The sequence below is a fragment of the Legionella navarrensis genome, from assembly GCF_052527415.1.
In genome coordinates this window covers 27,402-45,949 of sequence record NZ_JBNVZR010000020.1, presented here as the reverse complement: position 1 = coordinate 45,949, position 18,548 = coordinate 27,402, and the positions used below count along the sequence as shown (strand labels likewise).

Here is an 18,548-nt window from a genome sequence, read left to right as displayed (position 1 = left end):
CCTTTGCCCACCCTACCCCTGTATTTAATCTTGATAAGGCACTACGCTGGTGAATAGATCTCCGCCTGCGCGGGGACGACACTTACATGTCAAAATCAGCAAGTCGGCCTGCTATATGGATACCATATCTGCCCTTGCCACCATGGCAACGTCTGCTATCGCGGACTTAACTGCGGCTTCCCGCTGAAAAGTGCCAAACAGGCCCATCAACGCCAGGCCGCCAACAGCGGTTCCCGCTACCGCACTGCCCACCAGTAAAGAAACGCCGGAACCAGTCGCCAGCCCTGTAAAAAACGCTCCCGGCCCAGTCCAGAAACCCAGCGCAAAACCAACAGCAAAACCAATGATTGCCGACAGGAAAAAGACGGTGGCTGTGGCCACAACGGCCAGAGCAATTTTAAGCGTAGTCCGCATAAGGGGATGCGATCCCTGCAGGGATGTCCGACAATTCCGCTCAAACTGGATAATCGCGTTTTTTTTATCTGCCTGCGGATCCTGCAGGGCCTGCACCAGCTGCTCGGCATACAGACCGGTCTGTCGCCTGTGGTGTCTGCTGTGTAAACGCTTGAGCATTCTGTCCAGATCGCACAGTTTTTCGTGTAATACCGACGACTCTCCTTCAACACCAGTCAAGGCAATCGCTGCATTAAGTGGATCAGACAGGCTGTGTGGGTCCTGTCTTAAGAAATTCGTACTATCGGCTGGCAGGGACAAAACATCATGAATCATGTGAGATAAGTCTTTTATGCCAACGGCCGTGCGTGCCGATGTAATGCATGCACCCCGAACCGGACTGGATAATTGATTGTGGAGATCCCAGAACTGCCTCAGCGTATCTGGGTGCGCTTTGTCATAACAGGTCCCTGCCACAATGATATTCGGCTGCGACGGGCTGGCTTCCATTTTTTCAAGATAACGATAAATCAGCTCTTCGTTTAATGAGGGCTGAGACAAGTCGACACATAACAGACCAATATCGGCCTGTTGTATGCTGTTAAACAAAAGGGCATCGTATTTTTCATCACCGGAGCAATCCCATATCCTGTAGTGATATTTTCCCTTATCCAGAATAAGGTAGTCCGCCGCGAGGGTTGGGAAGTAGTTTTTTCGGAACAAGGCATGACGATCCCGAAACTTCGCAAGCAACTGCGTTTTGCCTGAGCATTTTTCACCAAAAACAACCATGTTTATTGTGCGCAAAGACATGTTGATTCCTTAAGCATCGCAATCCCTTTGGACAACATTAACACATTTGGACAAAAAATATAATTTTTTTAGAAACAGACACCGCATCCGTCCGCACCCTGACCGTCAGGGTGCGGACGGCCTGCTGGCTTAAGGCATGCTTGATGCGGCCGGGGATGACGATGCATAGCCGGCTTCCATAACGGCTTCAGCATGCAGGCAGACGGCACGCAGCAATTCTGACAAAAATCCGACTTTCGGATAGGCGTTTTCAGGGAAAACGCTATAGACATCCTGAAAAAGTTCGACGATGGGTTTGCCATCCTCCTGTTGGTTGAGCACGATGCGAAGCCTTTCCATATGGCTGCGATCTGCGGAATCGGTCGGAAGGCTGTCCATCACCTTTTGAAAGAACGCCATATAAACAGCCTTTGGATTCAGCGCAAGTAACGTTTCATCCATGATACCTTCACTGACGGCCTCCTGCAGAATTTTCCCGGCCTTGGTTTTTACATTCTCAATAAAGCAGGCATCGGAACAGGCAAATTCCTTCGCCACGACACTGCTCCATTCAATTTCCTGAAATCTTTCCCAAAAATCACGGGAATCGCAGTCAAGAAGATACTCCAGATTCTGCACATCTCGATCAAAACGAATACAAAAATCACGCATGTACCCAGCCAGATAACTGAAAGGAGATATGTCGTTCTCGCGCAAGGCTTCACGGAAAATCCTGTGGACATCGGGCAGACTGAAAGGTCTAAGCGTACTCAGACGGGCGATAACGCTCTCAATCTCACCTCTCTCAGGGGGATGATAACTATTTTTATATCTATCGAGATCCGTACAGACTCGTGTCTGTAACGACAGTAAATTATCGCAATCAACGGCCGTCCATTTTTTGGCGGCATATGACTCCACCTGTTGAAAACGCTCTTTGACCCGGCTCAGTACCTGCTGGAATAAAACGCCGCCCCGAGACTCCATATCTTTACGTTTAAAATAAGCTTCCCAATTCCCCTGATGGTTTTCCCAGGCATTTCTGATTTCACAGATCCACTGCTTTGGCAGATACTCATGAAGCTTTTGGAGGAGAAATTCAGGGCTGCATAAAAGACTGAATGAAAGCTCCTTGAGCACTTCTTTTCCTGCTGTTGTTTTTTCAAGTTTTGTAAGCAGCGCCAGATCGAAGATGCCAGCCTTGAAGGAGCCGCTGAAAACATGGTCTTTCAGAGCCCGGCAAACCAGTAAACTCAGCATGGGATTTTTTTTGACCAGAAGGTCGTACACGATCTGATGACCTTCCTCAGGGCCCTCGCATAGCCAGGCCAGCAGCGAACTGGCTCCGAACACCAGGGTTGGCGCCTGATCTTTCAGCAGGGGTATCAGCAGCATCCCTGTCGTGAGTTCAGGCAGGCTTTTAAAAGCGTCCAATACGAAATGGGAGGCTTTTTTGTCTACCATAAACCTGTATAACAGCGTATAGCCGTGTTTGGTCTGTACATCAGCATATTGCCAGAAGGTAGCAGCATCCTTAAATTTCTGCTCCATCGTACCCAAAGGAGGCTGCAATGCCCCGGCAACGCCGCGCTTATTTTTGGCCGGAAGCAGGCTGAGCTCTTGTGAGACAACGGTATCGCGGATAGCCGCCAGAAAAAGATAGCCGATATTGAATGGCGTTGCCGCGTCATCACTTAATATCCCGTTTAAAATCCCCACCATGTCCTTTACGTTCCTAACGGTTTTTTTCTCCAGTGTCTGCTTCAGTTTGCTGAATACGAAGCTTACGCCTTGATCAACCTCCCCAAAGCAAACCGTTTGAAATGCCTCAAGTACACGCTTTTTATAATCTTTATCTCGGTGATATTCAGCTTTTTTAGAGGCATCATCGTATTTTTGTTTGAAGAAAACCATGGGTTGCTCGAGCCAGAAGGACTGCCTGTCCCTCATCTTGTCTGATAGCGTCTCCCATTCTTCAGATTGTCTCAACATCGTCCTGAAAAACACATGGCATTCCTTCGGTACATGGCGAGCCGCTGCCCAGAGAAACTCATCCCGTGACATGCGACTGTGTTTATCCATCAGCAGCGACAAAACCCGGCTCTCATCAAGTGGCATGCCATGGTTGCAGATGGCATGGCACAGATCCGCAAAGCCCGGATTATAGGCCGGGTCATAACTCAAGGTCATTTTTTTGAACAGCTGCCTGAGCTCATTGAGCAGTCCTGGGTTACACCCTAAAATCTCCAAAAGAAAATTATGATGGCGACGGTCGCCCAGTTTAAAAAACCAGTAGAGCAGAGACGTGCCGTACTGTTTTTTCGGGTCTTTGGAAAACTGCATGCCAAACTGTCTGGCAGTTATAAAAGGCAGTACATTAAATGGTGTCAGCAAGTAGCTGCGCAGCTCGGAAACAGTGTCGGGTCTGCTTACAAACTCAAGCATCCTCTCAGCATTTCCAGGGCTGAAAATCTCCAGCGCACGCTGCCGGGCTTCCGCATCAACCAGCGTTCTCTGAGCGGTTTTTATGACTGTTTGAGAGGTTTTAGCGCGGGGGCCTTTTTTGAAAAAGGAGGGACCTGCGCTACAGGCACTGTCACTGACAGGGTCTGAGGAGCGGGCCGCGACAGGCACCTGCGGTATCTCGGGTATCATTTCTGGTACAGCCGGCGCTGTTTTCGGAAGCACAGGCATGACACGCGCCTGACAGCGCTCCAGAAACGCATCAAAGGCTTCGTTTGTACCATGGCAGCGTCGCATAAAGATCGCGCGCGCGTGATCAATATTGTCGTTACGAATGTACTGCTCCACACATACCAGCCACTCTTCAGCACCAAAAACCTGCCTGGCTCTCGTAAACTCGGGCGCGCTTCCTTCCGGCAGGGTTTGCTTCAATACGGTGGTCAGTGCGACTGTCGGGTGACAGGGCCTGTCGGAATCAATCAGTACCAGCGTTTCGCTGACACGGGAGCAGGCCGTAAAAAGACGGTTAAAGGCGGTCGCATTTTCCCATTTGCCAAGCCCCTGTTTAGGACGGTGCACGGCAGTAGAAGAGGAGGACGAGGATTGCTCACGGCTGAGTCCTTCGCTGATGCCTGCAAAGCGCGCCGTATCAAGGTAGCGATAGAGTATACAGGTTTCAAACTGCATCCCCTTTACTTCGGCGATGGTTCTGACCATAGCGCCCTCACCAAAACGCGCTTCCGCCTCCGGCTTATATTCCTCATGTGTGATGATGACACACTGCGGATTGTCCGTGGCAAGAGCCTTAAGGTTATCCCGTATGGGCTCTGCCATGGTTTCCCAGGTCAGCCAGTGCGCCTTGCCGGGACGTGCATGCCTGCCCTGGGAGCACTTGAATTCGTGCACCTGGCGCTTATCCTGCAGTCCGCCTAAATCGTTGATGGCAAGGGTGATAATGCGTTGCATGAACGGCTCCAGAACCAGCGGAACACGATACGATCCAGGCAGGGAGATATGGGTCATCTGGACATTCCCATTTCGTCCGTTCGCATAGGCAAGGTTACGGATGGGCTTTGTGAAAGGCAGCGCGTCGTTCAGTCGCTGAAAATCACCTGCACAGAGTACCAGTGGCAGCTCCGGGCCTGCAAATTTTGCGATATTTTCAAGCTGTGCTCCCGAGAGATCCTGCGCTTCATCTGCCCAGACCACACCACCACACACCTTCGGTTCAAGGCGGAGAAAGGAAAGATCGACCTGGCGCCTGGAATCGAGAGTTGGCAGCCAGCCCTGTTCGATAATATCCCAGACAAAACGGCGATCGAGACTTTCGGGCTCCAATATCGAAAGCCGCTTTCCAAGACTCAGATACGCAGCCTTGTTTAAACAGCCCGATGCAATACGTCCTTCCTGATACACGGTCCGGGCTTTTTCACGACGATGCCGCTCCCTGGCATCACGATCGCGGCCCGCGGGTCGCTCCAGCAAGGTCGGCCGTTTTTCATAGCCGAAGCGTTTTGCAAAGGATGCCGCGTGCTCAAGATACCAGGTGATAAACTCCTCTTCTCCGGCTTCCGTCCTGGTGCTCATATCAAGGCCGCAGGACTCAGCCCATTCCCGATACGTCAGGAATTCAACAAGACCACCGGGATCGAGGGCCTGTGGCATGGCATTCCAGGCCGACTGCAGGTCATTTCGCAGCATGCTGGAGCGAGTGATGCATACGATACGCGGGTAGTATGCCCTTATAGCGGGCAGTCGCAGCAACATGGTTGAGGTCTTGCCGCTGCCGGGAAGCCCTGTGAACAGGATCGGCAGCTGAAGTTTCGAGCCCGAGCGTTGCGCCTCATCGAGAACCATTGGTCTGTCGGCATACCACTGCATCGGTATAGCCTGACGAGTCTTATGCCGTTTCAGGGCGCGAAAACGCTCGGCAGATTTCACATCCTCCCAATCGCTTCGGGCGGCATCATCAGCACTGGAAGAGGCTGCCGACGTGGCGGCCAGTTGAGTACCCGCATGCTCACGGAAACGCTCAAGCGCTTTGGGGTTACGCATGACTTTAGAGCTGCGGTAGTGATCATTAGACTTTTCGATAAAATGCAGGTACTCTTTGCCTCCCAGCTCAATAACGGTAAAAAGCAGTCGACAGCGACCTCTGGCCCGTCCAGACCCGGTGCGCGCGCTCCAGAGATTATGCCCCTTGAGCTTTTTCAGCTTTATTCCTTTGAACGCTCCGTTTTTAATCTTTTCAAACGTGTTTTCGCACTCCGTGAATACTTCGTCAGAAACCCCCAGAATACCTTCCCAATATGAAAACATGGACAACCCTCTATAAAAAAATTAACCCAGGCGGCATGTTGCCGCATCTGGCTGTGCTGGTGTGTTATCGGACAAGCGGCTCAGGATGACAGGGTCCGTAACGGCGCGGAGATAACCGGCAAGCATCCCGGCCCGAGGCAATTTGGGTATTTCGCGCGCACGGACTAAATAGCCATTCAGGGCTTCATCGCTGATATCGCCCTCTGCCACTATTTGCTGCGTCAGCATATCAATGATGGCCTTTTCATCTGGCGTTTTCTTTGATTCTGGCCCGTTTATAAGCTCCAGTGCCAAAAGGGTGTTATCGCGCTGGGATAACGAATAGGTCCGGGACTCGATAAGTCCTCTGCCTCTCCTGTTGGCCTGGGAATAGATGCCCTTAAGGCGCTCGTAAACATGAGCGTATTCCGCAAAACGGGGATGCCTTGATACCACAGGGGTTACAAAGCGTTCCCAGAGGCCCTCGGGTATCTGATGCAGGAGATCAGCCCAGGGTTGACACTCCGGTGGATAATAAGACGCTATTGCCTGCAAAAGCTCAGCGGGAGACACGTCGAGTATTTTGGCATAAAACTCAATGATGCCGGCACCTTCGGCTGTGTCTACAATCATCGCGAGGCGCTGGACATCGAGAACGGCGGGATGAAAGTGACCCGCAAGAACCTGCTTAGTTAATACTATCGCAAAGAGCGTTATGAGCTCCTGATTTTCACCACACAATATGGCTCTCAGGGCCTCCAGTCGTTCGGGATAACGCGGTTCACATAACCAGTCAAAAAAGGATGTGCCTCCTCTGGCCACCGCAGACTCATCTTTAACAAAGAGCTCCATCAGCTTCAGGCAACTGAGTTTCTGATAGAGCTCCTCGGCGCTATGAATACCTGATCGCGCTGAGGGAGCCGGTTGAAAAAATCCTGATGACGATGAAGAAGCTGCCCGCGGCCCGGAAACGGGGAGGGTTGCCTGCGGCATGGCCTCCATAATGCCCTCACGCGCGGCATACAGAACGGAATAAACGGGATGAAACCAGTTTTTTCCGCAGTTCTGCAGTTCATAATTAATAGCATCCAGCATGACTGAGGGCTCTTGACAGTGGCTTGCCTTGTCCCTAAGTGTTGCCAGCGGGTTTTTCGCGATTTTTTCATACATATTGTTGAGCACCCCAACCTGGAAATAGGTGCGAATGCTCTGCATAAGGTTGTCGGTGCGACAGGATTTACGCCATCTTATCCGGCTGTTTTCGATGCGATTTCGCATATCATCTATCATAACGCCTATCGAGCTGCGGGCTTCCGGGGCATACAGCCTGATATGCTCTTCCCACCTGGATAAGGGCTGCATATGCAGACTGATGCAAAGTTTCTGATAGACCATAGGAATATGGAGAATGATCAACCCAAACACCGAATGGCGATCGGCAGGAAGACCCGCATATTTGCTTATTCTATCCAACAGCACACCAACTGAACCGCCTTGTTTTTGCAGGAGGGTAAGATGGCGCAAATCAGCATAACGATCGTCAAAACAAATATCTTTCGTGCGATAAAGCTGCCGACAATAATCACCAAGGGCATGAATGAGCGAGGGATTTTGTTCAAGCAGCGCGTTTAGAAGCCTGTTTCTCCCTTGAGATGCATTTTTAAACACCCAGTACATCATAGAACTGCGTTCAGCATGAGGCGTCTTCCGGAATTGCATGCCAAACTGTTCAAGAGTAATCAATGGAATAAGATTTATCGGGGTGGTGAGTATTTTGAGAACGTGCTCCGCTTCCAATGTGAGCTCGGGTGCCTGAGTAAACAGAGCCGCCAGGGAAGAATCGTCCGGATTAAAAAGCCGGGCCAGCATGCTCTTCGCATCGGCCTTAACTGATTTAGCGCCCTGCCGCCTGCCTTTTGTACGCCTGCGCACGGGTTCTGCCATGGTCGAGGACGAAGCGGAGGAAGAGGAGGCTGACGTCGATGGCGCATACGATACCGGGCTGCTGCTACTGCAGGAAGGCGCGGCCACGGGCTCCTGTGGCATGACGGGCTCTACCCGTCTCTCAAGTCGCCTCACCAGACCGGCAAAGTCCTCAGGATTACCGTGGCACTTCTCAACAAAAAGCCTTAGTGCGGTATCATGATTACCCCGACGGATAAACTGACGAACGCGTTTTGCCCATGCCCGTGGACTGGCATCGACTGGCGCATCGGACAGCGTCAATGGCTCGCTCGAGGGAAGTGTTGACCGTAAGGCATTGGACAGGGTTACCGTATTATAGTTGCCGGTGCTGTTCTCTATAACAACAAGACGCTCACTGAAACGGGTATAGGCGGTAAACAGCCGATGGTAGGTCGTTGCGTTTCGCCAGTTACCAATGCGATTTTTGGGGCGATGATTTGAGCTGCCTGCACCTGTATCATGCTCAGTTTCGTGTAGGCGGCTGATTCGTTCACAGGGGAGCGTGTCCAGCAGTCGATAATGTACACCGTTTTTAAACTCCATGCCCTTGATAGCCTCTATTGTAAAGATCAACACATCATCGCCGAACACGCTGCGCGCTTCCTCCACATAATCTTCGCAGGTCAAAACCGCAAATTCAGGATTGTTTGCCCCAAAAGCGCGAAGGGCACCAAATGTTTCAGATGACATTTCCTCACGGTCAAACCAGTGTGCACTTCCCGGCACGGCATGCGGGCTCAGCGTGGATTTAAAGGTACGGACCTGATCACGGTCCTGCACCCCTCCGGCATCACGCACCGACCAGTCCATCAAGAGTTGCACGGTGCCTTCCAGCACAGTGGGCACACGAAAAGAACCCGGCAGAACAGCGCGCGAGAGGCTGGTGCCAGCCTCAAACACCATCTTTTGTAAATGGTCGATAAACGGCAGCGAGTCATTCAGGCGCTGGTATTCACCGGCACAGGCGATAAACTGGAGCTTCTTACCCGCATGCCGGAGCAGATCGCGAATCTGCCGGCAGGAGAAGTCCTGTGCCTCTTCTATCCACAGCAGACCATCAAGAGGTTCTGGAGCGAGAGCCACAATGGATGGGTCAATGAATGCGCTTTGTACGCAATGCTTCTCCCATGCTGGCATTATCAGCTCATGTACAAAATGACGTTCTGCACTTTGCTGTGGAAACAGCGAAAAACGTGTCCCCAGCGCCTGATAGGCCAGAGAATCATAACCGCAGGCAATACGCAGTTCCTGGTAGATGGCTGACGCCTCAGCGTCTGCGTGTAACGCACGCTGCTCTTTATTATCGATTTTCTTCTCATCCAAAAGAAAAGGTACTTCGACACTATGGTAACGGGCTATCTTACGTGCCTGTTTCCGATACCAGGCTTTAAATTCCTGTTCTCCCACGAGGGTTTTACCAGCAAGGCTCAGACCATTGCGCTCCGCCCACTCCAGCCAGGTTAAAAATACGACTGGATTGCCGGGCTCCATGGCCTGCGGCAGTCCATTCCAGGCACGCTGCATGTCGTTTCGCAGTCCTGCCGTGTTGGCGATACACACAATCTCATTATAAATCAATCGAAGCTTAGGAAGCGTCAGCAGCACGGTTGATGTCTTGCCACTGCCCGCAAGACCGCTTATCAATGCCGGCACCCGAATGCTCTGCAGGTTACGCTGTTCGTCACTGAGCTCGATCATATGGTGATTGAACCAGCGCAGCGGAGCAGCTCTTCGCGCACCTTTGGAATGATTGACATTGCCGAGACCCGCGCCATCGGCATCCTCCCATGTAGCCGCCTGCAAAAGCTCGCCTTTACGCGAGGTTCGAAAGCGCTTCAACGCTTTCTTATTTTTCATAATGAATGAGTCGTCATAGTGCTCGTTCGACAGCTCAACAAAACAAAGATACTCACGTCCTGCAACGGCGATAACGGTAAACAACAGGCGTTCTTTATAACCAGCCCGCGCACTCCAGAGATTATGCCCCTTCAGTTTTTTCAGGCAGGCGCTTTTAAACTGACCGTTACGAATCTGATCAAGAGTCTTTGCGCATCGAGCCTCAACATCAGGATTTAAATCAAGAATATCTTCCCAGTAATAATAAGCAGTAGCAGGCATTGTTTATTCCAAGATAAAAATGAACATATTTTATTCTATGTGCACATAAACATCAATTAAAATCGTTTTCATTATGTGGAGTTATGCCGTGCCACACCCACCACCCTCATCCCCAGCCCTTCTCCCTCAAGGGAGAAGGGAGCCACTCGTACCATAACCTGGGATAGTGGCCGCAGGAGACTAATACATGGCGCAATGTGCTATGATGTTATCCTGTCAATTGATAATTATTAAAAAAACGTCATGCGCCGTATTAATCGCTGCCTCAATCATCAGCTTGCCGAACTGTGCCATCGTGCGGTACAGATGGACGAGTTGAATCTCAAGGTTACACAATACCTGCCTGAACAGCTGCAGCCGCATTGCCGTGTGGGAAGTTTCAATAAAGGTTGTCTGATGTTGCTCGTTGATAAAAATGAGTGGGCTACGGATTTGCGCTATTGCCTTCCTGAATTGCGCGATGCCCTGCGACAAAAGGCTGGTGTTTACCAACTGATGTCGATCAAAATTCAAATAGCGGATCAAATCGCTGGCGCGGACAAAACAAAAACTCGACAAAAAAGCGTACCCTCTCTGTCAGAGGCAGCACGCGATGCCTGTCGAAACGCTGGAGAATTATGCTCGTATGAGCCGTTGAAAGATGTATTATTGCATCTGGCTGACAGCGGAAAGCGCAGCCCGGATCAGGAAAAACCGTAATCCGGGATAAATCAGGCCTCGAGCGGCATTAAGCCGGCAGCGGCAAAGACAGGTTGATAGTTGTCTGCAGGGCTGGCATCGAAACAGGTGTATTCCCAGGCATCCTGACGCACCATTAACTCGCGCAGCAGACGATTATTAAGTTCGTGACCTGATTTATGCCCTTCAAAAGCACCAATCAAACCACAACCCAGTAAATACAGATCGCCAATGGCATCAAGAACCTTATGCGCGACGAACTCACCATCAAAACGCAAGCCGTCTTCATTCAACACACGGTAATCGTCAACAACGATCGCGTTATCGAGACTGCCGCCCTTGGCCAGATCGGCCTCGCGCAGTTTTTCGTAGTCGGAGAGAAAACCAAAGGTTCTGGCTCGACAAACCTGTTTCACGTACGACGTACCGGAAAAATCAAATTTGGCCGTTTGTGGCTTATCATTGAATACAGGATGATCGAAATCAATGGTAAAGGATATCTTGTAACCTTCGTAAGGAAGAAACTGAACGTATTTTCCCTTATCCTCAACACGAACCGGTTTTAAGATTCGAATAAATCGTTTGGCTGCCTTTTGCTCGGTAATACCGGCAGACTGGATCAGAAATACAAACGGTGCCGCACTGCCATCCATAATTGGAATTTCCGGGGCATTGACGTCAACATAGGCATTATCAATGCCAAGGCCTGCCAGAGCCGAGAGCAGATGCTCAACGGTAGCTACCCGCACGCCGTCCTGATGCAAGGAGGTACACAGCATGGTATCGCCAACCTTATCGTAGGAGGCACGAATCTGAACCTGGGGGTTTAAATCAACTCGACAAAATACAATACCGGTGTCAATAGGGGCTGGACGCAAAGTTAAATCAACTTTTTTTCCAGAATGTAAACCAATACCTGTTGCATGAATTTCTTTCCTGAGTGTTCTTTGTTTCATCATTCAGCGATCACCTTTTCGGATATCCCATTTTTCACGCGCAATAATTTAACAAATCATACCAACTTTCTGATGAATAGTCTATTTTTTTGATTAAATTGGCGCACGGCCTGGCCAGGCAGCCCTATGGCGCTTACTCAAGGAATTTGAGATAAATGTTCTATGATCTCTACGTCCCCCGACTTGTTCGCGGGACGTAGGATTACGCAGGATGCCCAGACTGCGATACCAATCAGTCGACCAGTTCTTCCTGACGTCGCAGGAAAGCCGGAATATCGAGGTAATCAACATCTGGCACAGATTCAGTCGCATGAGTGGCAGCAGCAGATGATGCCTGTTTACGCATCAATGCCGGACGCTCCAGCTGTTGGTAGTCAAAGGAGCCATCACTGCGCAGGGAATCAGTAAAACGCGATTTGGCGCTGATGGTCTGAGACTGTTTCTGCTGCAGACGGGCACGAACGTCGCCACCCAGTCCGGTTACGATAACGGTTACGCGCATTTCATCGGTCATGTCCGGATCAATAACCGTACCAACCACGACGGTCGCGTCATCAGAAATAAACTCCTTAACCACGTCGCCCACTTCTTCGAACTCACCAATCGACATATTAAGACCAGCGGTGATGTTGACGAGAATACCTTTGGCACCGGAAAAATTTACGTCTTCCAGCAGAGGCGAGGCAATGGCTGCTTCGGCTGCCTGACGTGCACGCTGTTCGCCTGTCGCACTGCCGGTTCCCATCATGGCCATACCCATTTCAGACATAACGGTACGAACGTCAGCAAAGTCGACGTTGATAAGACCAGGGCGTGTGATCAAATCAGAAATCCCTTTGACAGCACCCAGTAATACATTGTTGGCTGCCTTAAACGCATTAAGCAGGCTGATGTTTTTGCCAAGCACGCTCAACAGTTTATTGTTCGGAATGGTAATCAGCGAATCGACGTGCTCAGCCAGACGACGAATGCCCTCTTCGGCCGCCAGCGCACGTTGCTTACCTTCAAAGGAGAAGGGTTTGGTCACCACGGCAACCGTCAGGATACCCAGCTCTTTTGCCACTTCAGCAAATACCGGAGCGGCACCCGTTCCTGTACCACCGCCCATACCGGCTGTAATAAACACCATATCGGCGCCCGCCAGAATTTCGCGGATACGATCACGGTCTTCTTCCGCGGCCTGACGCCCAATACGCGGATCGGCACCGGCACCAAGACCTTTGGTCAGCTCATCACCCAGTTTCAGGTGAATCTTGGCACTGGAATTTTTCAGCGCCTGAGCATCCGTATTGGCACAGATAAACTCTACATCATCAATATTTTCAGCCACCATGTGTTCCAGCGCATTGCCGCCGCCGCCACCGACACCAACAACTTTTATTACTGCGCTGTTATCCAGGCTCTGTGTTAACTCAAACATTACTGCCTCTCCCTCTCGAATTCTGTCGATTAATATTCAATTAAAAATTACCCTGAAACCATTCACGCATACGCGACCACACGCCTTTACTGCTGTCACTCAACACCTGAGCGTAACCACTTTCGTATTGTTGCTGATAACCATGCAGCAGCAAACCAACGCCTGTGGACAAAGACGGATTGCTTGTCGCTTCGGCCAGACCCGCCACATGACTGGCATAACCATGGCGAACGGGCATTTCAAAACACATTTCGGCCAACTCTATGGCCCCGGAAATGCTGGAGCCCCCGCCTGTCATAACCATCCCGGCGGCAACGCGATCAGCAAATCCACTTCGGTTTAACTCATTCCGCACGAGACCAAACAATTCTTCATAGCGGGCAGAAACAACCTCCGACAGTGTTTTCGCTGAAATTTTTCGACCAGGTCTTTCGTTCACGCCCATGACCTCGATCATATCATCGGCACTGGCCATTTCCGGCATGGCACTGGCGTATTTAATCTTGATGGATTCTGCGGCCTTCGTTGGCGTGCGCAGAGCCATGGCTATGTCGTTGGTCACCTGATCACCGGCGATGGGAATCACCGCTGTATACTGAATGGCACCGTCGTAAAACACCGCAATGTCAGTTGTGCCGCCGCCAATGTCAATCACGCACACACCCAGCTCTTTTTCGTCATCGGTCAACACGGCATGACTGGATGCCAGCTGCTCCAGAATAATATCGTTCACATCGAGGCCACAGCGTCGCACGCATTTCGCAATATTCTGCGCAGCACTGACCGCTCCCGTCACGATATGAACCCGCGCCTCAAGACGCACACCGGCCATACCGGCCGGCTCACGTATACTGCCCTGATTGTCGATAATATATTCCTGGGGCAGAATATGAAGAATTTTCTGATCCGCAGGAATAGCCACTGCCTTGGCCGCTTCAATAACGCGCTCAACGTCTGCCTGCGACACTTCCTGATCGCGGATAGCCACGATACCATGTGAATTCAGACTGCGAATATGGCTGCCGGCAATACCGGCAAAGACAGAGCGAACCTCACAGCCCGCCATTAATTCGGCTTCCTGTACTGCGCGCTGGATTGAATTGACGGTAGATTCAATATCGACTACAACACCTCGCTTTAAACCCCGGGAGGGATGACGCCCGATACCGATGATCTCAATGGTCCCATCAACGCTGACTTCGCCTACCAGCGCCACGACCTTTGACGTACCTATATCAAGTCCGGTAATAATGTTTCTTTCAGATTTTCTGGCCATTCTCTTCCCGTTTATTTTTTCCATTGTACCGCCATTCCGCGTGGATATCGTAAATCCACACTGACTAATTGATCCGGTTTGTCGGCAAACACCGCTGGCCAGGCCTTGCAGAATCGATGTACTCTCATCTCAAGATCCTGTTTACCAAGGCGCAGCTGAACACCGTTTGATAACACAAGTTCCCAGGCCGCATTTTTGCGCCATTTCAAGGCCGCGGCATGTAAACCGTACATTGTTAATATCTTACTCATTTTTTGATAAACTTGTAAGACTTCCTGATGCTGATTCTTTGGTCCTGACAAATGCGGCAGAGAATCGTCCGTTGCGCTGCCTCCTTCATTGAACACCTCTCCGGAGTCGCTCAGCATGGCGTTGTTCCAGATTGCAATGGGTGTCTTTTCAACCAGTTTTATTTTCAGTGTATCCGGCCACAGACGTTCCACATACACGTCATCGCTCCATTCCAGACGGTTCAGCTCTTTCGTTAAGCGCGTAACCGGCAGGGAAAAAAAGCTGTACTGGCTGTATTGCTCGAGTATGGCTTCCAGCTGTTTATGCGTAATATGGTGATAGGTTGCCGCAATTTTCACGGTATTGACCGGGAATCGCTGCGGATCCGCCAGAAAGAGATAAACCGAGCGGGCTGCAAGAAACAAAGCGCACACTATCAATAGCGTTAACATACCGTTATAGCGCAGTCGTTCTTTCCCGTCGTCCATCCTCTCTTACACCTTCTGCTATCTTGCCATCAATTACCAGCATACCGCCAGTGCTATTGAAAACTGGTCACCAATTGTTGCCTGCAACGATTATGTGTCAGCGCCAGCGCGACAAGCCTGTCAAGAAGATCGGGATAATTCAATCCACTGGCCTGCCACATTTTTGGATACATGCTAATCGACGTAAAACCGGGCAATGTATTGATTTCATTGAAATAGATATTTCCAGTTTCGTCATTAACGAAATAGTCTACCCGCGCCAGGCCACGGCATTTCAATCGTGTAAAAATATCAGCAGACATGGATTGCAGTCTGGACAGCAGGGCCGCATCGAGCTGGGCCGGCACCTGCAGTTCAGTGGCATCGCTCTCAAGGTATTTCGCTGTGTAGGAATAAAAACCGTCGGTGTGATGAACACGGATTTCTCCGGCAACGCTGACCAGCGGTGGTTCGGAGGGTCTTTCATTTTCCAGTACGGCCAGCTCGATTTCCCGTCCGGATATAAATTCTTCCACCAGGATGCTGTGGTCATAACGAAGCGCATCACCAATAGCATGTTCCAGTTCAGGCATGGTTCGTACTTTGTGTATCCCCACGCTGGAGCCAAGGGAACAGGGCTTAACAAACAGGGGCCAGCCGAATTCGGCCACAATTTCCCTGCAGAAAGCCTGACGCTCTTTATCGTTGGTGTGCCATGACAGGGTGCGGTAGCGTGCGCTCCGAATCGTATCATCACAGGCCACGCGTCGGGCCATGTCCTTATCCATACCGATTGCAGAGGACAGAACGTGACAGCCAACATAGGCCACGCCAGCCAGCTCCAGCAGCCCCTGCAGAGAGCCATCTTCGTAGAGAGGACCGTGTACTACCGGAAACACCACGTCTGCTTTCAAAGCAAACTGACCATCAACCAGCAGGCCGGGCAAGGGTTTTGATTGGGCGGTCTTCACAGGCAGACTGGTTCCGTGTGTCAGCAGTTCCTGGTAATCATTCAGATAACAGCGTCCGTCCTTATCCATTCCAACAGGAATAATATTGTATTTTCCAGCGTCCAGACAGGCCAGCACGGATGCGGCAGACATCAGGGACACTTCGTGCTCACCGGATTTTCCGCCGTAAAGTAAAACGAGATTAACAGGGCTGGCCATCAGGCTTCTCCAATAATGTGTACTTCCTGAACAAGGTCAATCTGCTTTTCCTGCCTGACCTGCTCACGAATCAGTTTGATCAGGGACTCTATATCCTGTGCTGACGCATGACCCTGCTGATTAATAATAAAGTTTGCGTGCTTGGTTGAGACCACCGCACCGCCTATCTGCTTTCCTTTCAAGCCACAGGATTCAATCAAAACCGCGGCAAAATTTCCGGGCGGATTCCTGAACACGGAACCGCAATTGTATTCGTTGGTTGGCTGGGTATCGGCACGATGTGCCAGCAGCTCTTTAATCAGTCGCAGGGAGTTTTCCTTATCACCCTTTGGCAAGCGGCATGTGGCCGCAACAAAACACTCATCCCCCAGACCCTGCACGTGTCGATAGGCAATATCAAATTCGCCTGGTTTGCGCACGCGAAGCACGCCGTCGCGGGTCATGGTTTCCACCTCCACCACCGACTGCCAGGTTTCGCTGCCAAAACAACCGGCGTTCATACGCAGAGCACCGCCCATGGTGCCGGGAATACCGGCCCAGAACTCACCACCCGCCAGACTGTTACGCGCACAGAACCGCGCCATGGTGGCGCAGGATACCCCAGCCTCAACACGCACGTGGGACTCATCCAGCAACTGAATGTTCTTCAGGCAACCCTGGGTCAGGATGACGGTACCCTGAAAGCCGCTGTCACGGATCAGGGAGTTGCTGCCAAGCCCCAGCCAGAGCACCGGTTCACTACGTGGCAGAGATTTCAGGAACAGGGAAAGATCGGCAATACTGACCGGCTTGTATAACTGTCTGGCTAACCCGCCCACTCGCCACGTTGTGTATTGAGCCAGCGATTCATTCTGCAACAGGGTTCCCTGCCAGGATAATCTGTTGTCCATCACCATGTCCTGATCGTTCATACCGCTTCCCGTTCGCTCTGCATCAGGTTAAGTGCCAGCTGGCCAACATTCCCAGCCCCCTGCATCAAAATAACATTACCATCACGAACCACTTCGTCCAATACCTTAACGATGTTCTGCTCATTCACGAGGCGGGCGTTAGGAAACTTCAGCATGATGTCCTGCAGCAAGGCCTGACTCGTGATGCCAGGAATGGGCTTTTCGCCTGCAGGATATATATCCAGCAGCAACAGTTCATCAGCAAGGCTCAAGGCCTCAACAAACTGCTCAAACAGCGATTGTGTGCGCGTATAGCGGTGTGGCTGGAAAACATGAATCAGGCGCTTGCCCGGCCAGACCCGGCGAAACGCATCGACAGTAGAAGAAATTTCTCTGGGATGGTGGCCGTAGTCATCCACTACAATGGCCGAACCATGTTCAAAACGACGCTCACCCAGCATTTGGAAGCGGCGCCCCACCCCCTGAAACTTCAGCAGACCACGGACAATCGCTTCGTCATCCACACCCAGTTCTGTTGCTATCGCAATGGCAGCCAGCGCGTTTAACACATTATGCTGACCAGGCCATTGAAAGCGGATGGACAGCGGCGCATGCGGCATGGGTCTTTGTACGGTAAATTCGCTCAATAACCCGTTTTGCGTCCAGTTCAGCGCGCGGTACTGCGCGCCCTCGCGGAATCCGTAGGTCATGGTTGGGCGTTCAATCAGGGGCAGAATACGACGGACCTCTTCGTCTTCGAGACATACCACAGCCAGTCCATAGAAAGGCAGGTGGCGCAGAAACTCAATAAACGTGTTACGCAGCTTGTCAAAGTTATCGTCGTAGGTTCCCATATGATCAGCATCGATATTGGTAATAACCGCCATCATGGGTTTCAGGTACAGAAAGGAGGCATCACTCTCGTCGGCCTCGGCCACGAAATAGGCCGATTTACCTAATTGAGCATTGCTGCCACAACTGGTTAATTTACCGCCGATAACAAAACTGGGATCAAAACCGCCCTCGCCGAGCAGACTGCTGACCAGACTGGTTGTGGTGGTTTTTCCATGGGTTCCGGCGATCGCAATACCGTGGCGAAAGCGCATCAGTTCCGCCAGCATAGCAGCGCGGGGAATCACAGGAATCAATTGCTCACGTGCCGCAACAATTTCAGGATTATCAGCGGCGACGGCCGTGGAGCTGACCACCACATTGGCACCGGCTATGTTTTCGACCCGATGACCTATGCTGATTTTAATTCCCAGTGCCTGCAGACTCTGCACGGTTCGGCTTTCGCTGATATCTGAACCGGTAATGCGGTAGCCCTCATTATGCAAAACCTCGGCAATACCGCACATACCTGCGCCACCAATTCCAACGAAATGGATATGTTCCACACGCCCCATCCTTGGCGAAAGAAAATGTCTCGAGC

11 protein-coding genes are annotated in these 18,548 nt (G+C 51.2%); 1 reads left to right on the top strand and 10 read right to left on the bottom strand.

Translation table 11 applies throughout. The features are described 5' to 3' along the window. Nucleotides 1-111: 111 nt before the first annotated feature. The 3 genes from ACQUTA_RS11200 to ACQUTA_RS11190 form a co-directional block, all read right to left on the bottom strand. Nucleotides 112-1,206, bottom strand: coding sequence for a P-loop NTPase family protein (locus ACQUTA_RS11200; protein ID WP_444988338.1), 1,095 nt, complete (start codon nucleotides 1,204-1,206; stop codon nucleotides 112-114). A 129-nt stretch (nucleotides 1,207-1,335) separates the two neighbouring features. Continuing rightward, nucleotides 1,336-5,967 carry a hypothetical protein gene (locus tag ACQUTA_RS11195; protein WP_444988337.1) on the bottom strand — a complete coding sequence of 1,544 codons (4,632 nt, stop codon included), beginning with the start codon at nucleotides 5,965-5,967 and terminating at the stop codon, nucleotides 1,336-1,338. Between the two features lie 21 nt (nucleotides 5,968-5,988). Further along, nucleotides 5,989-10,029 carry a hypothetical protein gene (locus ACQUTA_RS11190; protein ID WP_444988336.1) on the bottom strand — a complete coding sequence of 1,347 codons (4,041 nt, stop codon included), beginning with the start codon at nucleotides 10,027-10,029 and terminating at the stop codon, nucleotides 5,989-5,991. 243 nt (nucleotides 10,030-10,272) lie between these two features. On the opposite strand from ACQUTA_RS11190, the gene ACQUTA_RS11185 reads away from it, so the two are divergent. After that, complete coding sequence (locus ACQUTA_RS11185) at nucleotides 10,273-10,728, top strand: DciA family protein (RefSeq protein WP_444988335.1); 456 nt, start codon at nucleotides 10,273-10,275, stop codon at nucleotides 10,726-10,728. Nucleotides 10,729-10,739: 11 nt separating this feature from the next. Here ACQUTA_RS11185 and lpxC read toward each other — a convergent pair whose 3' ends face one another. From lpxC to murC, 7 genes are all read right to left on the bottom strand, one after another. After that, nucleotides 10,740-11,666 (bottom strand): UDP-3-O-acyl-N-acetylglucosamine deacetylase, encoded by a 927-nt coding sequence (gene lpxC, locus ACQUTA_RS11180; RefSeq protein WP_444988334.1) that lies wholly within the window; start codon nucleotides 11,664-11,666, stop codon nucleotides 10,740-10,742. Between the two features lie 229 nt (nucleotides 11,667-11,895). Continuing rightward, nucleotides 11,896-13,083, bottom strand: coding sequence for a cell division protein FtsZ (gene ftsZ, locus ACQUTA_RS11175; protein WP_444988333.1), 1,188 nt, complete (start codon nucleotides 13,081-13,083; stop codon nucleotides 11,896-11,898). 40 nt (nucleotides 13,084-13,123) lie between these two features. After that, nucleotides 13,124-14,359, bottom strand: a complete 1,236-nt coding sequence (ftsA, locus tag ACQUTA_RS11170; RefSeq protein WP_444988332.1) for a cell division protein FtsA — start codon at nucleotides 14,357-14,359, stop codon at nucleotides 13,124-13,126. Between the two features lie 11 nt (nucleotides 14,360-14,370). After that, complete coding sequence (locus ACQUTA_RS11165; protein WP_444988331.1) at nucleotides 14,371-15,078, bottom strand: cell division protein FtsQ/DivIB; 708 nt, start codon at nucleotides 15,076-15,078, stop codon at nucleotides 14,371-14,373. 53 nt (nucleotides 15,079-15,131) lie between these two features. After that, the gene (locus ACQUTA_RS11160) at nucleotides 15,132-16,226 is read right to left on the bottom strand and encodes a D-alanine--D-alanine ligase family protein (protein WP_444988330.1); all 1,095 of its coding nucleotides are present in this window, start codon (nucleotides 16,224-16,226) and stop codon (nucleotides 15,132-15,134) included. Further along, the gene (murB, locus tag ACQUTA_RS11155) at nucleotides 16,226-17,137 is read right to left on the bottom strand and encodes a UDP-N-acetylmuramate dehydrogenase (protein ID WP_444988329.1); all 912 of its coding nucleotides are present in this window, start codon (nucleotides 17,135-17,137) and stop codon (nucleotides 16,226-16,228) included. The genes ACQUTA_RS11160 and murB overlap by 1 nt, the downstream gene beginning before the upstream one ends. After that, the gene (gene murC / locus ACQUTA_RS11150) at nucleotides 17,134-18,522 is read right to left on the bottom strand and encodes a UDP-N-acetylmuramate--L-alanine ligase (RefSeq protein ID WP_444988339.1); all 1,389 of its coding nucleotides are present in this window, start codon (nucleotides 18,520-18,522) and stop codon (nucleotides 17,134-17,136) included. Before murC ends, murB begins: the two co-directional genes overlap by 4 nt. Nucleotides 18,523-18,548 lie beyond the last annotated feature (26 nt).

Excerpts from the sequence above, each read along its gene's own strand:
- ACQUTA_RS11165 (WP_444988331.1), bottom strand. The coding sequence starts at position 15,078 with ATGGACGACGGGAAAGAACGACTGCGCTATAACGGTATGTTAACGCTA.
- ACQUTA_RS11190 (WP_444988336.1), bottom strand. The coding sequence starts at position 10,029 with ATGCCTGCTACTGCTTATTATTACTGGGAAGATATTCTTGATTTAAAT.
- ftsZ (WP_444988333.1), bottom strand. The coding sequence starts at position 13,083 with ATGTTTGAGTTAACACAGAGCCTGGATAACAGCGCAGTAATAAAAGTT.
- ACQUTA_RS11200 (WP_444988338.1), bottom strand. The coding sequence starts at position 1,206 with ATGTCTTTGCGCACAATAAACATGGTTGTTTTTGGTGAAAAATGCTCA.
- ACQUTA_RS11195 (WP_444988337.1), bottom strand. The coding sequence starts at position 5,967 with ATGTTTTCATATTGGGAAGGTATTCTGGGGGTTTCTGACGAAGTATTC.
- ftsA (WP_444988332.1), bottom strand. The coding sequence starts at position 14,359 with ATGGCCAGAAAATCTGAAAGAAACATTATTACCGGACTTGATATAGGT.
- ACQUTA_RS11160 (WP_444988330.1), bottom strand. The coding sequence starts at position 16,226 with ATGGCCAGCCCTGTTAATCTCGTTTTACTTTACGGCGGAAAATCCGGT.
- murC (WP_444988339.1), bottom strand. The coding sequence starts at position 18,522 with ATGGGGCGTGTGGAACATATCCATTTCGTTGGAATTGGTGGCGCAGGT.
- murB (WP_444988329.1), bottom strand. The coding sequence starts at position 17,137 with ATGAACGATCAGGACATGGTGATGGACAACAGATTATCCTGGCAGGGA.
- lpxC (WP_444988334.1), bottom strand. The coding sequence starts at position 11,666 with ATGATGAAACAAAGAACACTCAGGAAAGAAATTCATGCAACAGGTATT.
- ACQUTA_RS11185 (WP_444988335.1), top strand. The coding sequence starts at position 10,273 with ATGCGCCGTATTAATCGCTGCCTCAATCATCAGCTTGCCGAACTGTGC.